The organism is Bradyrhizobium sp. CCBAU 53351, assembly GCF_015291745.1.
Classification (GTDB): Bacteria; Pseudomonadota; Alphaproteobacteria; order Rhizobiales; family Xanthobacteraceae; genus Bradyrhizobium.
Genome location: NZ_CP030060.1, coordinates 473,772 through 487,838, shown reverse-complemented (window position 1 = coordinate 487,838; position 14,067 = coordinate 473,772). Strand labels below are relative to the sequence as shown.

Sequence of the window (14,067 nt, the reverse complement as noted above, 5' to 3'; positions counted from 1 at the left end):
ATGTTCGGCTCGGTCCTCATAGCCAACCGGGGCGAGATCGCGCTGCGCATCCAGCGTGGTTGCCGGCGGCTCGGGCTGCGCACCATCGTCGTCCATTCGGAGGCCGATCGCGATGCGCCCTACGTGCATCATGCCGACGAGGCCATCTGCATCGGGCCGGCCGCGGCAGCGCAGAGCTATCTCAACCAGACGGCGTTGCTGTTCGCCGCCGAGGTCAGCGGAGCGGAGGCGATCCATCCGGGCTACGGGTTCCTGTCCGAGAACCCTGGCTTCGCCGAGCAGGTCGAAGCTGCCGGCCTGACCTTCATCGGCCCGACGGCCGCGGTGATGCGCGTCATGGGCGACAAGGTCGCGGCCAAGCGGGCGATGCGCGCCGCCGGCGTTCCCTGCGTACCCGGTCCGGATGCGGCGCTCGGCGACGACCTCGATCTCGCGCGCGCAACCGCGCGGCAGATCGGCTACCCCGTGATCCTGAAAGCGGCGGGCGGCGGCGGTGGACGCGGCATGCGCATGGTGGAGAGCGAGGCTGGCCTCATCGATGCGATCGCCGTGACGCGGGAAGAGGCGCGGCGCGGCTTCGCCAACAGCGCGATCTACATCGAGAAATTCCTGCGCCGGCCGCGACATGTCGAGATCCAGGTGATTGCCGATACCCATGGCAATGCCGTCTGGCTCGGCAGCCGCGATTGCTCGCTGCAGCGACGGCACCAGAAGGTGCTGGAGGAGGCGCCGGCACCGGGACTGGACCAGGACGTGCTGGCGCAGATCGGCGAGCGCTGCGCGGAGGCCTGCCGGCAGCTCGAATACCGCGGCGTCGGCACGTTCGAGTTCCTCGTCGAGGATGACGCGTTCTACTTCATCGAGATGAATACGCGCCTGCAGGTCGAACACCCCGTCACCGAGATGACCGCTGGGATCGATATCGTCGAGGCGCAGATTCGTGTGGCTCAGGGCGAGGCGCTGCCGTTCGCGCAAGCCGACATCGTCTGCCGCGGTCATGCCTTCGAATGCCGGATCAACGCCGAAGATCCCGACACGTTCGTGCCGTCCCCCGGTGTGATCACCGCCTGGGAGCTCCCCGGCGGCCCCGGCGTGCGCATCGATAGCCATGCCAGCAGCGGATATCGCGTGCCGCCATATTACGACTCGCTGATCGGCAAGCTCGTCGTGCACGGCGCGAATCGCGCCGAGGCCCTGGACCGGCTGCGCATCGCCCTCGACGAAATGCGCGTGGAAGGAATCGCGACCAACCTGCCGCTGCACCGGCGGCTCGTCAGGGATGCCGCGTTCATCAGGGGCGGCGTCAGCATTCACCATCTCGAGCAGCAGTTGTGCGGGAGCGGCAAGGCATGACGACGGACCTGCCACAACTCAGCCTGCTGGGAACGACCGCGCTGCTGTTCGAAGCTCCGGGCGAGACCTCGCTGACGACGCAGTGCCGCATCTGGGCCCTGGCGCTGGAGGCGGGCCGTCTGCCCGGCGTTCGGGAGGCCGTGCCGGGCATGAACAACCTCATGATCGCTTTCGCCGAGCCGCCGCGGCACCGGGGACAAATCGAGCACAGACTGATCGAGCTGTGGCACGCCCTCGAGCCGCTTCCTGTCGCCGGGCGCTGCCTTGATCTGCCGGTGGTCTATGGCGGCGACGGCGGCCCGCACATGGCCGATGTCGTGGCCCACACCGGATTGAGCGTCGACGATATCGTCGCGATCCACAGCGCACCGACTTACACCGTCTACGCCCTCGGCAGCCATCCCGGGTACTGCTATCTCGGTGGCATGGACCAGCGCATCGCGACGCCGCGGCGCAAGGTGCCGGTGCTGCGCATCCCACGCGGCGCCGTCTCCATCGGCGGCAGTCAGACCGGCGTCTCTGCCTCCGATGGGCCGAGCGGCTGGAATACGATCGGCAGCACCGAGGTCGCATTCTTCGATGTCGAGCGCACGCCGCCAGCGCTGCTGCAGCCCGGTGACTGCATCCGCTTCAAAACCATCCGGGTGCTGCGATGATCGAGGTGCTGTCGGCCGGCGCGCTCGCCACGGTGCAAGATCTCGGCCGCACCGGCGCGCTCAACCTCGGCGTCGGGACATCGGGTGCGATGGACCCGTTGGCGCTCGCCGCTGGAAACATCCTGCTGCGCAACGAGGAGAATGCGGCAGCCCTCGAGATACCGCTGTTCCCGTTCCGCGTCCGCTTCACCCATTCGACGGTGTTCGCCGTGACCGGCGCGGATTGCGCGCCGCGGCTCGACGAGGCGCCAGTGCTACCATGGTGGGCGCACCGCGCCGATGCCGGCCAGGTCCTCTCGCTCGCCGTTCCCTCAACTGCGACCTGGCGCGCCAGCCGCGTCTACCTGTGCATCGCGGGCGGGATCGATGTTCCCTCGGTGCTCGGCTCACGCAGTACCCAGCTGCGCGGCGCCTTCGGCGGGTTAGAGGGCCGTCCGCTGCGCGACGGCGATCGGTTGCCAATTGCCGAGCCCCCCGGTCGCGCCAAGACAGGCTTCGGCATCACGCCGCCCGGCCTCGCCTTGCCATTGGAGGTGGACGGGTTGACCGCCGTGCGGGTGCTGCCGGCTGCCGAATACGATAGCTTCACGCCGTCTTCCCACGAGGCGCTATGGTCCGAGCCTTGGAAGATTACGTCACAGAGCGACCGCTACGGCTATCGTCTCGCCGGCCCCGAACTCAGGCCGCAGCGACCCATGGAGCTGCGCTCCCACGGCATTGTCCCAGGCGTGATCCAGGTCCCCCACGGCGGCCAGCCGATCATCCAGATGCGCGATGCGCAGCCATCGGGCGGCTATCCCAAGATCGGCACCGTCATCGACGCCGACCTCTGGCGCCTCGGCCAGGCTCCCATCGGCAGCCGGATTCGTTTCGTGCTGTGCAGCTGGGACGAGGCGCTGGACGCGTCGGCGGCGACCCGGCGCTGGCTGAGCAACGCCCGCCGATTGGTCGAGCTCTACTGCAACCAGGGAGCGGTGCGATGACCAACCCGCTCGACCATGTCGACCAGCTCTGCGCCTTCCTCGCGGCGACCGACATCGGCCTGCTCGAGCTGAAAGGCCCAGCCGGGGTGCTGCGCCTGCGGCATGACGGCGCCCGAGTCGAAGTCGAAATGATCGAGGCTGCGACGGCGGCGCTGTCTTCTTCCCCCACGCAGATCATTCGGGCACCGGTGCCGGGTCTCTACCTCGACCGCCATCCATTGCGCTCGCAACCATCGGTCGCCGTCGGCGACGAAGTTGCGGCCGGCACGCCGCTCGCCTTTCTCCAGATCGGACCGCTCTTGCTTCCGGTCCCGGCCCCGGAGGACGGCATGGTGGTCGAGACGTTCGCCGAGCATGGCGCGACGGTGGGATACGGCGCGCCGCTGATCGGATTGCAGCCGCACGGGAGTGACGCCGAATGAAGATCGATCTCAATGCGGATCTGGGCGAGGGCTACGGTCCCTGGTCCATGGGCGACGACGACGCTCTGCTCGGCCTCGTCTCGTCGGCCAACATCGCCTGCGGCTTTCACGCGGGCGACCCGCTGATCATGCAGCGCACCGTGGAATCGGCAAAGGCGCGGGGTGTCGATGTCGGCGCCCATGTCGGCTTCCCGGATCGCCAGGGCTTCGGCCGCCGGGCGATGCACATCGATCCTACCGAGCTCGCGGCGATGGTCACCTATCAGCTCGGCGCGCTTGCAGGGATCGTCCGCGCAGCCGGTTACCGCATGACCCACATGAGTTTCCACGGCGCCTTGGGCAACATGGTGGCCGCCAACGCCAAACTCGCCGAACCGCTGGTCCGCGCTGTCGCCGCCTTCGATCGAGAGCTCCTCATCGTATCGTCGACCAGCCGCGCCATCGAGGGGGCGGCGGCGGCCTGCGGCCTGCGCGTCGCCACCACTTTCCTCGCGGATCGCGCCTACGACGATGACGGACTGCTCGTGCCACGGGGCACGGCCGGCGCGGTCATTCACGACCCGGCGCTCGTGCTCGAACGGGTGCAGCGCCTGCTCTGCGACGGCGTCGTCATCACCGCGACCGGCCGGGCGCTGCCGATGCAGGCCACATCGATCCTGCTGCATGGCGACACCCCGGGCGCGGTCGAGTTCGCCCGGACGATCCGTGCGGCGATCGAGACCGCCGGTGGCGAGATCGCGCCGGTGTCGCACCTGATCGCCGGCGGCCCCGGGCGTGGCCCATCATAAGCGCCCCTTATCCCGCCAAAGTGATTCCATCTTGGCGGCGGAACTGCTCCGTCGGTAGCCTCTGGAGAACAGCGAGGACTCAGATGCCATTTTCCGACTACAGGACGGCTCTCGTCACCGGCGCCTCGTCAGGCATCGGCCTCGCCGTCGTCGAGCGCCTGGCGCGCGAGGGACTGCAGGTGCACGCGTTGGCGCGTAGCGCCGATCCACTGAAGGCGCTGGCAGATCGCACCGGCTGCATTCCCCATGCCGTCGACGTTCGCGATCTGCCTGCGCTTACCAAGCTCGCCGGCAGCGTCGAATTCGACGTTCTCGTCAACTGCGCCGGCGTCGACCGGCCCAAGAAATTCCTGCAGGCGGATGCCGAGGATATCGAGCTACTGCTCGGCGTGAATCTGGGGGCCGTCCTGCATCTGTGCCGCCTCGTCGTGCCCGGCATGGTGGCGCGCGACCGCGGTCACGTCGTGAACATCACTTCAATCGCCGGCGCCTATAATTTCGGCGGCAACTCGACCTACCACGCCACCAAGGCGGCGGTCAGCATGCTGTCCCGTCAGCTCCGGATCGATGCCTTCGGCAAGCGTGTTCGCATCACCGAGATCTGCCCGGGGCGGGTCGAGACCGATATCTTCGCTCACGTCCACGGCGACTCCGCCGCGACCCGCGCTGCCTTCATCGACGGATTCGAGCTGCCCAAACCGGAGGACATCGCCGACACGATCGCTTTCGCCATTGCCGCGCCAGTGGCGGTAAACATCGGCCATATCGAGATCACACCGACCCTGCAGGTGCCGGGCGGACTGTCGACGGTCCGTCCCGAGCACCCCGCCAGCCCTCCAGCCGTCACCTAGAGCGGAGGGTGCGATGAAGGGCTTCGACCTCATGGCGATCCTGCTGAACCCCGAGTTCAGCCGCATGCTCGTCCACGGGGTGAAGATGACCTTCATCATCTTCGCAGGCTCCTGGCTGCTCGCCATGAGCCTCGGTATCACCCTCCTTGCAATTCGAATGCTGCCGGGCCGGATCGCCGACGCCCTGGTCGAGGCCTACGTTGCCTATCACCGCAACGTGCCGACACTGGTGCAGCTGATGCTCTGGTATTTCGGTGTCTCCAGCCTGCTGCCCGAGCGGCTCCAGGTCTGGCTGTCCGATCAGAACGGCGAGGCAATCTTCGCGGTGATCGCGCTCGGACTGTGTCAGGCCGCATATTTCAGCGAAGACCATCGGTCGGGCTTGCGCGCCGTGCCCAAGGGCCAGTGGGAGGCCGCTCGCGCGCTGGGTCACAGCTATCTCGGCGCGATGACTTACATCCTGCTGCCGCAGGCGGTCCGAAATGCGATGCCGGCGCTGGTGAACCACACGGTGTCGCTGTTCAAGAACAGCAGTCTTGCCATGGCGATCGGCGTCACCGAGCTCACGCATGCGGTGAAGGAGGTCGAAAACCAGAGCTTCCGCGCTTTCGAGACCTACCTGATCGCGACCGTCTTCTACCTCGTGTGCTCGCTGCTCCTGATGTGGCTTGGCTATTATTTCGAGCGGCGCAGCCGCATGGCGGGAGCGCTCTGACATGACGCTCCTGTTCAACATGATAGGCATCGTCAGCGACAACTGGCTGCTGCTGCTGGTCGGCCAGTTTCCGAACGGCCCGCTCGGCGGGATCGCCGCGACCCTGATCCTGTCGATTCTTGGAATTGCGCTGGCATTCCCGCTCAGCGTGGCGATGGCGCTCGCGCGTCTATCGCCTTGGCCCGTGCTGCGCTGGCCGGCGACGGCGCTGGTCTATGTCGTGCGCGGCGTTCCGCTGCTGCTGATCATCCTCTGGGTCTATTTCCTGCTGCCGCTCCTGATCGGCGAGAGCGTTCCCGGCTTCGTGACCATGCTCGCCACCTTGGTCATCTACGAGGGGGCCTTTCTCAGTGAGATCGTGCGAGCCGGAATCACGGCATTGCCGCGAGGGCAGATGGACGCGGCGCGGGCGCTCGGCCACAGCCACCTCGGCGCGATGCGCTACGTGATCCTGCCGCAGGCGCTGTTCAACATGATCCCGAGCATCATCAGCCAGTTCGTCTCCACCATCAAAGAGACGACGTTGGGCTACATCATCAACGTGCCAGAGCTGACCTTCGCGGCGGGACAGATCAACAACCGGCTTCTGACCAAGCCGTTCGAAGTCTACTTCATACTCGCCATCATCTATTTCGTCGTCTGCTGGACTCTCACTAAGCTGGCCAGCACGCTCGAACGTCGGATTGCCGTTCGGCGCGCCAGGTCGATGGATGGTGCTGCAGCGCCGGCTTTGGCAGCCGCATCGAGGACATGATCATGTCAAACCAGGCCTCGAACAGTACGGCAACTCCGATGATTGAATTCATTGGCATCAACAAGTTCTACGGTTCGCTGCCCGCCCTCGTCGACATCAACGCGGAGGTGAAAAAGGGCGAGGTGGTCGTGGTATGTGGCCCCTCGGGCTCTGGCAAGTCGACGCTCATCCGCACCGTCAACCGGCTTGAGGAGATCCAATCCGGAGTGCTGCGCTTCGACGGACAGAATGTTCATGCGAAGATTAGCAGCTTGGCAATGAACCACCTGCGCAGCCGTATCGGCTTCGTTTTCCAGAGTTTCAATCTGTTTCCACACCTCAGCGTGCTGGACAATGTGATGCTGTCGCCTGTGAAGGTGAACGGCATCAAACGGAGCAAGGCAAGGGAGATCGCGCTTCAGTTGCTCGACCGGGTAGGCCTTTCCAGCAAGGCGCAGAACTATCCGGCGCAGCTGTCCGGCGGCCAGCAGCAGCGTGTCGCGATCGCGCGAGCGCTGGCCATGGAGCCGCCGGCGATGCTGTTCGATGAGCCGACCAGCGCGCTCGACCCGGAGATGGTCGGCGAAGTTCTGGCGGTGATGCGGGGACTTGCTCGCGATGGCATGACCATGATGTGCGTCACCCATGAGATGAATTTCGCACGCGATGTCGCTGATCGTGTCTGGTTCATGGATGCCGGGCGCCTGCTGGAATCGGCGTCGCCGAGCGCGTTCTTCGGCTCGCCGCAGCATCCGCGTGCGCAGCGCTTTTTGTCGGATCTGCGGGCACGATGACAACGCCTGCCATCATTGCAAAACAGGGAGTTCGAAATGTCGATCGGGATCGGGACTAAGACTGGAAAATGCGTGCTCCGCGCCGCCATCGTTGCCACGGGCCTGAGTTGCTTTGCCAGCGTGGCCATGGCTGATCAGCTGGCCGATATCATGCAGCGCAAAGAGCTGCGCTGCGGCACCTTCGCCGACGTACCCCCGTTTGCCGCGCCCGATCCGAAAACGCGGGAGATGGTTGGCTTTGATGTCGACCTCTGCAGAGCCATTGCCAAGCGCTGGGGCGTCGAGGCGAAGATCAGCCCGCTCTCGGTCGAGGCGCGGGTGCCCGAGGTCAAGCTCGGCCGCGTCGACATCACAGTCGCCAATCTCGCCTATACGCTGGGCCGCGCCGAGCAGATCCAGTTCTCCGACCCCTATTATCTCGCCAAGGAGATGTTGGCGGTGAAGGCTTCGGATCCAGGAACCAAGAAGGCCGACTTCAAAGGTAAACGTCTGGCTTCGACCAAGGGCTCGACCTCCGAGCTCGCGATCAAGCTGAATGAGTCGGATCCCCTCACTTTCGTCGACACCGGCTCGGCTTTCATGGCCGTCCAGCAGAACAAGGCGGTCGGAATGGTGGCCAATACCATGACCATCACCAAGCTCGTCAACGAATCGAAGTCCGCTGGCCAACCGCTGAAGATGATCGATGAGCCCATGGTCTTGCAACCGATCGGCATCGGCATGAAGAAGGACGAGCCGGCGCTGCTCGCCAAGATCAACGAGACACTGCTCGCACTCGACCAGGCAGGTGAGATCAACCAGCTCTGGGACAAGTGGCTCGGCCCGAACACCGAGTTCAAGATGACCCGCACCGACAAAGTCGTGCCGCTCGGCCAACTTAAGTTCACGCCGTTGCCGTAACCGGTGCACCGGGGCACACCTCCAAGAACCGGCCCGGACAGACTTGGTGGTTGAAACGGCGTCGGCTCCTGGACGCGGTGGGTCAATGCCTGGTCGACGTGCAATAAAACATTGGAAGAAGTCGAGAAAAAAGCGCGATGGGTTGAATCGTCATGGCGCTTTAGCTCTTTGTTTGAGCATGAGTTTTGGGAAAACCGCTTCACACTTTTCCGGATCTTGCTTTAGCGCCCGCCGAGTTCAGGTAGGTACGGCAAATAATTCGACCCTTCAGAGCCAAGAAAATCGAACATAGCCTGCGCCGGCGGCAGCAGGACCTTGTCACTGCGGCGGATCACGTACCATTGCCGCACGATTGGTAGGCCCGCGACGTCGAGCACGACGAGGCGGCCCTCGCCGAGCTCGTGCGCGACGGTGTGCGCCGAGATGAAGGCGATGCCGAGCCCGGCGATAACAGCCTGCTTGATGGTCTCGTTGCTGCTCATCTCCATGCCGATGATTGGCTCGAGATCCGATTTCTGGAACATGCCCTCCATTAGTGTTCGCGTGCCCGAGCCCGGCTCGCGAGTGAGAAAGGTCTCGTGCACAAGGTCGGTCAGACTGAGTCCTCGGTCCTTTTCCAGCCAATGTCCCCTGCGGGCGACGATGATGTGCGGATTGCGGCCGAGCTGGCGCACGTCGACGTGGACGTCGGCGGGTGGCCGGCCCATCACCGCGAAGTCGAGATCATAACCGTGCATGGCTGCGCGGATCTCATCGCGATTGCCAATCGTCAGCTTGATCTCGATCTTGGGGTAGCGCTTGGAGAACGCCGCGATCGCATGCGGCACGAAATATTTAGCGGTCGAGACCGCACCGAGATGCACCGCGCCGCCGCTCCGTCCGGCGAGCAGGTCGAGCGCGCCCTGGCAGTCCGCGATCGCGGCCTCGACCCGCTCGGCCAGCGCCAACACTTCCTTGCCCGCCGCGGTCAGCTGCATGCCGTCGCCGGTCCGCTGCACCAAGGGCAGGCCGGCGAGGTCCTGAAGTTGCCGCAGCTGCTGGGTCACGGCCGGCTGGGTCAGCCCAAGATGGCCGGAGGCCGCCGTCACGCTGCCCTTGGCCGACAGCGCCGCGAGCGAGCGCAGCTGCCTGATCGTCAGATGCCGGAGCTGTGCAGCCGCCTGTCCGGGTCAATTATAAGAAAATTCTTTGGTGCTCATTACGAATAGAAATTTTCCTTATTAATCTGTCCCTGTCAATCTCCTGGTGCTGGGACTGACCGCGACCGACCTTCAGAGGGGAGGGCATGGCTGCGGCGCCGGCCAAGGGGATGGACGCAGATGACTGGGCAACTCAGGCTGGACGATCACCTTCAACGGTATTCCGAGACCGCGCCGCATGCGCTGGCCGTGGCGGCCGCAGTCGATGCCATCGCGGCGGCGGCCATCGAAATCGCCGACCTCATCGCGTCAGGTGATCTCGCTGACGCCTCTGGCCTGACCACGGAGCGCAACAGCGACGGCGACATCCAGCGCGACCTCGATGTCCAGGCCGATGCGATCCTGCGCCGCTGCCTCAGCAAGCTGCCGATCGCGGCGCTGGCGTCGGAGGAGATGCGCGAACCCCAGATCGGCGACCGCGAGGGCCGCGTCTGCATCGCGATCGATCCGCTCGACGGATCCTCCAACATCGACATCAACATGACGGTGGGGACGATCTTCTCGATCCTGCCGGCACCCGACGACCTCTCGCTCGCCTTTCACCAGCGCGGATCAGTGCAGCTTGCGGCGGGCTTCGTCACCTACGGGCCGCAGACCTCGCTGGTGTTGACGCTCGGCGAAGGCGTCGACATCTTCACGCTCGATCACAAGGCCGGCTGCTTCCGTCTCGCCCGCAGCGGCGTGCAGATCTCCGAGGCCTGCGAGGAGTTCGCGATCAACGCCTCGAACCGTCGGCACTGGGATCCGCCGGTGCGCGCCTTCATCGACGAATGCCTCGCAGGCGTCGAAGGCCCCGCCAACCATGATTTCAACATGCGGTGGGTCGGCTCGCTGGTTGCCGAGGCCTACCGAATCCTCACCCGCGGCGGCGTCTTCCTCTACCCTTCGGACGCGCGCCCCGGCTACGGCGAGGGCCGCCTGCGCCTGACTTACGAGGCGCATCCGATGGCCATGATCATCGAGCAGGCCGGCGGCTCCGCCTCCACGGGACGCGAGCGCATCCTCGACCTCTCCGCGCAGAGCCTGCATCAGCGCGTGCCCCTGATCATGGGCTCGAGCAACGAGGTGCGGCGCGTCGAGGAGCTTCATTGCGATCCAGTGCTGGTCGCCAGCGTCTCTGCGCCGCTGTTCGCGCGGCGCGGATTCTTCCGGCTCTGAGCGAGGTGTCCCATGTCCAGGAAGCATCCGATCATCTCCATCACCGGCTCCTCCGGCGCCGGCACCACCTCGGTCAAGAAGACTTTCGAGCAGATTTTTTTCCGCGAGAAGGTCAATGCCGCCTACATCGAAGGCGACGCCTTCCACCGCTACGACCGCGCCGAGATGCGCGCGCAGATGGCGAAAGAGGCCGAGCGCGGCAACAAGCATTTCAGCCATTTCAGTCCCGAGACCAACCTGTTCGAGGAGCTGGAGCGCGCGTTCCGCGACTACGGCGAGACCGGTACGGCGGTGACGCGGCACTATGTCCACGACGCCGAGGAATCCGCGCTGCATGGCACGGCGCCCGGTACTTTCACCGACTGGAAGCAGCTGCCGGAGAACTCCGACCTGTTGTTCTACGAGGGCCTGCACGGCGCCGTCGTCACCGACAAGGTCAATGTCGCGCGCTATGCCGATCTCAAGATCGGCGTCGTGCCCGTCATCAACCTCGAATGGATTCAGAAGCTGCACCGCGACCGCAGCGCGCGCGGTTATTCGACCGAGGCGGTCACCGACACCATCCTGCGGCGGATGCCCGACTATATCCACTACATCTGCCCGCAATTCACCGAGACCGACATCAACTTCCAGCGTGTGCCGACGGTCGACACGTCCAATCCGTTCATCGCGCGCTGGATCCCGACGCCGGACGAATCGATGGTCGTGATCCGCTTCAAGAATCCACGCGGCATCGACTTCCCCTATCTGCTCTCGATGCTGCCGCAGAGCTGGATGTCGCGCGCCAATTCGATCGTCTGTCCCGGCGCGAAGCTCGATCTCGCCATGCAGCTGATTCTGACGCCGCTGATCATGCAGTTGATCGAGCGCAAGCGCAGCCTGAAGTGAACGAGGAGAGACACCGATGAATATCTCCGTCCACGCCGAAGCCGACATCACGGCAGTCGCGCATAACGATCTCGCCAACGCCGTCCGCTTCCTCGCGGTCGATGCCATCGAGACCGCGCAGTCGGGCCATCCAGGTCTGCCCATGGGTATGGCCGATGTCGCGACCGTGCTGTTCTCGCGCTTCCTGAAATTCGACTCGGCGCATCCCAATTGGCCGGACCGCGACCGCTTCGTTCTGTCGGCGGGCCACGGCTCGATGCTGCTCTATGCGCTGCTGCACCTGACCGGCGGCGACCTCAGTCTCGATGACATCAAGGCGTTCCGGCAGTGGGGCTCGAAGACGCCGGGCCATCCCGAATACGGCCACACGCCGGGAGTCGAGACCACGACGGGTCCGCTGGGGCAGGGGATTGCGACCGCGGTCGGCATGGCGCTTGCCGAGCGCATGGCCAATGCGCGGCATGGCGACGGCCTCGTCGATCACTTCACCTACGTGATCGCGGGCGACGGTTGCCTGATGGAAGGTCTCAGCCAGGAGGCGATCTCGCTCGCGGGTCATCTCGGGCTCGGCCGTTTGATCGTGCTGTTCGACGACAACGGCATCTCCATCGACGGTCCGACGTCGCTCGCGACATCGGATGATCATCTCGCGCGCTTCGCGGCCTCCGGCTGGTCGGTGCGCCGTGTCGACGGACACGATCCAGAAGCCGTGGCCCAGGCGATCGCGGAGGAGCGGGAGACCGCCAAGCCGTCGCTGATCGCGTGCCGCACCATCATTGGTTATGGGGCGCCTGATCGGCAGGGCACCGAGAAGGCGCATGGTGCGCCACTCGGCACCGAGCAGACCGCGGCGGCGCGCCGCGCGCTCGGTTGGGATTATCAGCCTTTCGTGGTGCCGATCCCGGTGCTCAAGGCGTGGCGGATGATCGGACAGCGCGGGCAGGTCGAGCGACTCGCCTGGCTCGATCGTTATGAGCGCGCAACGCCCGAGCAGCGCGATTTGTTCGTGGAAGGTAGGGCGGTTGCCCTGCCTGCTGCCTATGTGCTCGCCGCGGCGAAGTTGCGCGAGCGCTTCGCATCCGAACGGCCGAAGCTGGCGACGCGGCAGGCTTCGCAGCAGGTGCTTGACGGCATCGCCAGCACCATTCCCGGACTGGTCGGCGGCTCGGCGGATCTGACGCATTCGAACCTGACGCAGGCGAAGGCGCAGACCCCCGTTAAAGCCGGTGCGTTCGCCGGTGGCTACATCCACTACGGTATCCGCGAGCACGGGATGGCTGCAGCAATGAACGGCCTCGCGCTGCATGGCGGCTTCATTCCCTATGGCGGCACGTTCCTCGCCTTCTCCGACTACAGCCGTCCCGCGATCCGGCTCGCAGCGTTGATGCGGCTGCGGGTTATCCACGTGATGACGCACGACTCCATCGGGCTCGGTGAGGACGGCCCGACGCATCAGCCGGTCGAACACCTTGCCGCGCTGCGGGTGATCCCGAACTTGCTGGTGTTCCGTCCCGCCGACGCGGTCGAGACGCTGGAGGCTTGGGACTGCGCACTCGGCTCCGAGCATCGCCCGTCCGTGCTGTGCCTGTCGCGTCAGGCGCTGCCAACTTTCCGCAGCGATGCCCGCGGCAAGAACCGCGTCGCACGCGGCGCCTATCTCGTCGTCTCGCCCGACGGCGGCCGTGACGTGACGCTGATCGCGACCGGCTCGGAAGTCTCGATTGCGCTGGAAGCAGCCCGCCTGCTCGCGACCGAGCACATCCGCGCGGCCGTGGTGTCCGCGCCCTGCTTCGCCTTGTTCGAGGAGCAGCCGGACGATTACCGCGCCACCGTGCTCGGCACGGCGCCGCGCGTCGGCGTCGAGGCAGCGGTTGTCGGCGACTGGCATCGCTGGATCGGTGCCGACGGTGAGTTCGTCGGCATGCGCAGCTTCGGTGCCTCGGCGCCGGCGCCCGTGCTGTACCGCGAATTCGGCATCACACCGCAGAGCATCGCAGAAGCGGCCAGGCGCTCGGTCGCACGTCGGAACCAGGGAAGAACAGCATGAGCTTGCGTGTCGCCATCAACGGATTTGGCCGGATCGGTCGCAACGTGCTGCGTGCGATCGCCGAGTCCCGCCGCAACGACATCGAGGTGGTCGCGATCAACGACCTCGGTCCGGTCGAGACCAATGCGCATCTGCTGCGCTTCGACTCGGTCCACGGCCGCTTTCCCGGCGAAGTCAAGGTCGACGGCGATACGATCGACGTCGGCGGCGGCCCGATCAAGGTGACCGCGATCAAGGACCCGGCGCAGCTGCCGCATCGTGCGCTCGGTGTCGATATCGCCCTGGAATGCACCGGTCTGTTCACCTCGCGTGAGAAAGCCGCCGCACATATCCAGGCCGGTGCCAAGCGCGTGCTGGTCTCGGCGCCGGCAAGCGAGGTCGATCTCACCGTCGTGTTCGGCGTCAATCATCTCGCCCTGACCGGCGATCACATCGTGGTCTCCAACGCCTCGTGCTCGACCAACTGCCTCGCGCCGCTCGCTCAGGTGCTGGACGACGCCGTCGGGATCGAGAAGGGGTTCATGACCACGATCCACTCCTACACCGGCGACCAGCCGACGCTCGATACGTTCCACAAGGA

The 14,067-nt window shown here is 65.4% G+C and carries 14 protein-coding genes and 1 pseudogene; 14 read left to right on the top strand and 1 reads right to left on the bottom strand.

Annotation, left to right across the window (positions count from 1 at the left end; genetic code table 11):
• From accC to XH83_RS37235, 10 genes are all read left to right on the top strand, one after another.
• Positions 1-1,353 carry an acetyl-CoA carboxylase biotin carboxylase subunit gene (accC, locus tag XH83_RS37280; RefSeq protein WP_128930127.1) on the top strand — a complete coding sequence of 451 codons (1,353 nt, stop codon included), beginning with the start codon at positions 1-3 and terminating at the stop codon, positions 1,351-1,353.
• Positions 1,350-2,009 (top strand): 5-oxoprolinase subunit PxpB, encoded by a 660-nt coding sequence (gene pxpB / locus XH83_RS37275; RefSeq protein WP_128930128.1) that lies wholly within the window; start codon positions 1,350-1,352, stop codon positions 2,007-2,009. The genes accC and pxpB overlap by 4 nt, the downstream gene beginning before the upstream one ends.
• Positions 2,006-2,992: a biotin-dependent carboxyltransferase family protein gene (locus XH83_RS37270; protein WP_128930129.1), complete on the top strand. Its 987-nt coding sequence runs from the start codon at positions 2,006-2,008 to the stop codon at positions 2,990-2,992. Before pxpB ends, XH83_RS37270 begins: the two co-directional genes overlap by 4 nt.
• Positions 2,989-3,414, top strand: a complete 426-nt coding sequence (locus XH83_RS37265; RefSeq protein WP_128930130.1) for a biotin/lipoyl-containing protein — start codon at positions 2,989-2,991, stop codon at positions 3,412-3,414. Before XH83_RS37270 ends, XH83_RS37265 begins: the two co-directional genes overlap by 4 nt.
• On the top strand, positions 3,411-4,202 hold the full coding sequence (locus XH83_RS37260) for a LamB/YcsF family protein (protein ID WP_128930131.1): 792 nt from the start codon (positions 3,411-3,413) through the stop codon (positions 4,200-4,202). Before XH83_RS37265 ends, XH83_RS37260 begins: the two co-directional genes overlap by 4 nt.
• Positions 4,203-4,285: 83 nt before the next feature.
• Positions 4,286-5,053, top strand: coding sequence for an SDR family oxidoreductase (locus tag XH83_RS37255; RefSeq protein ID WP_128930132.1), 768 nt, complete (start codon positions 4,286-4,288; stop codon positions 5,051-5,053).
• A 13-nt stretch (positions 5,054-5,066) separates the two neighbouring features.
• The gene (locus tag XH83_RS37250; protein WP_128930133.1) at positions 5,067-5,768 is read left to right on the top strand and encodes an amino acid ABC transporter permease; all 702 of its coding nucleotides are present in this window, start codon (positions 5,067-5,069) and stop codon (positions 5,766-5,768) included.
• Position 5,769: 1 nt separating this feature from the next.
• Positions 5,770-6,522 carry an amino acid ABC transporter permease gene (locus tag XH83_RS37245; RefSeq protein ID WP_128930134.1) on the top strand — a complete coding sequence of 251 codons (753 nt, stop codon included), beginning with the start codon at positions 5,770-5,772 and terminating at the stop codon, positions 6,520-6,522.
• 38 nt (positions 6,523-6,560) lie between these two features.
• Complete coding sequence (locus XH83_RS37240) at positions 6,561-7,295, top strand: amino acid ABC transporter ATP-binding protein (protein WP_128930135.1); 735 nt, start codon at positions 6,561-6,563, stop codon at positions 7,293-7,295.
• 126 nt (positions 7,296-7,421) lie between these two features.
• Positions 7,422-8,195 carry an ABC transporter substrate-binding protein gene (locus XH83_RS37235; protein WP_232995647.1) on the top strand — a complete coding sequence of 258 codons (774 nt, stop codon included), beginning with the start codon at positions 7,422-7,424 and terminating at the stop codon, positions 8,193-8,195.
• A gap of 221 nt (positions 8,196-8,416) precedes the next feature.
• Here XH83_RS37235 and XH83_RS37230 read toward each other — a convergent pair whose 3' ends face one another.
• Positions 8,417-9,334, bottom strand: coding sequence for a LysR family transcriptional regulator (locus tag XH83_RS37230; RefSeq protein WP_232995648.1), 918 nt, complete (start codon positions 9,332-9,334; stop codon positions 8,417-8,419).
• Positions 9,335-9,514: 180 nt separating this feature from the next.
• Here XH83_RS37230 and XH83_RS37225 point away from each other — a divergent pair, with 180 nt between their 5' ends.
• The 4 genes and pseudogenes from XH83_RS37225 to XH83_RS40030 all read left to right on the top strand — a co-directional run.
• Positions 9,515-10,552 (top strand): class 1 fructose-bisphosphatase, encoded by a 1,038-nt coding sequence (locus tag XH83_RS37225; protein ID WP_128955157.1) that lies wholly within the window; start codon positions 9,515-9,517, stop codon positions 10,550-10,552.
• A 12-nt stretch (positions 10,553-10,564) separates the two neighbouring features.
• On the top strand, positions 10,565-11,440 hold the full coding sequence (locus tag XH83_RS37220) for a phosphoribulokinase (RefSeq protein ID WP_100233973.1): 876 nt from the start codon (positions 10,565-10,567) through the stop codon (positions 11,438-11,440).
• 16 nt (positions 11,441-11,456) lie between these two features.
• The gene (tkt, locus tag XH83_RS37215) at positions 11,457-13,487 is read left to right on the top strand and encodes a transketolase (protein WP_128955158.1); all 2,031 of its coding nucleotides are present in this window, start codon (positions 11,457-11,459) and stop codon (positions 13,485-13,487) included.
• Positions 13,484-14,035: pseudogene (locus XH83_RS40030) on the top strand (type I glyceraldehyde-3-phosphate dehydrogenase); the annotation flags it as partial. The gene tkt and the pseudogene XH83_RS40030, both read left to right, overlap by 4 nt.
• Positions 14,036-14,067 lie beyond the last annotated feature (32 nt).

What these genes read in the sequence shown, in the direction of transcription:
- accC (WP_128930127.1), top strand. Translation starts at nt 1, where the DNA reads ATGTTCGGCTCGGTCCTCATAGCCAACCGGGGCGAGATCGCGCTGCGC.
- pxpB (WP_128930128.1), top strand. Translation starts at nt 1,350, where the DNA reads ATGACGACGGACCTGCCACAACTCAGCCTGCTGGGAACGACCGCGCTG.
- XH83_RS37270 (WP_128930129.1), top strand. Translation starts at nt 2,006, where the DNA reads ATGATCGAGGTGCTGTCGGCCGGCGCGCTCGCCACGGTGCAAGATCTC.
- XH83_RS37265 (WP_128930130.1), top strand. Translation starts at nt 2,989, where the DNA reads ATGACCAACCCGCTCGACCATGTCGACCAGCTCTGCGCCTTCCTCGCG.
- XH83_RS37260 (WP_128930131.1), top strand. Translation starts at nt 3,411, where the DNA reads ATGAAGATCGATCTCAATGCGGATCTGGGCGAGGGCTACGGTCCCTGG.
- XH83_RS37255 (WP_128930132.1), top strand. Translation starts at nt 4,286, where the DNA reads ATGCCATTTTCCGACTACAGGACGGCTCTCGTCACCGGCGCCTCGTCA.
- XH83_RS37250 (WP_128930133.1), top strand. Translation starts at nt 5,067, where the DNA reads ATGAAGGGCTTCGACCTCATGGCGATCCTGCTGAACCCCGAGTTCAGC.
- XH83_RS37245 (WP_128930134.1), top strand. Translation starts at nt 5,770, where the DNA reads ATGACGCTCCTGTTCAACATGATAGGCATCGTCAGCGACAACTGGCTG.
- XH83_RS37240 (WP_128930135.1), top strand. Translation starts at nt 6,561, where the DNA reads ATGATTGAATTCATTGGCATCAACAAGTTCTACGGTTCGCTGCCCGCC.
- XH83_RS37235 (WP_232995647.1), top strand. Translation starts at nt 7,422, where the DNA reads ATGGCTGATCAGCTGGCCGATATCATGCAGCGCAAAGAGCTGCGCTGC.
- XH83_RS37225 (WP_128955157.1), top strand. Translation starts at nt 9,515, where the DNA reads ATGACTGGGCAACTCAGGCTGGACGATCACCTTCAACGGTATTCCGAG.
- XH83_RS37220 (WP_100233973.1), top strand. Translation starts at nt 10,565, where the DNA reads ATGTCCAGGAAGCATCCGATCATCTCCATCACCGGCTCCTCCGGCGCC.
- tkt (WP_128955158.1), top strand. Translation starts at nt 11,457, where the DNA reads ATGAATATCTCCGTCCACGCCGAAGCCGACATCACGGCAGTCGCGCAT.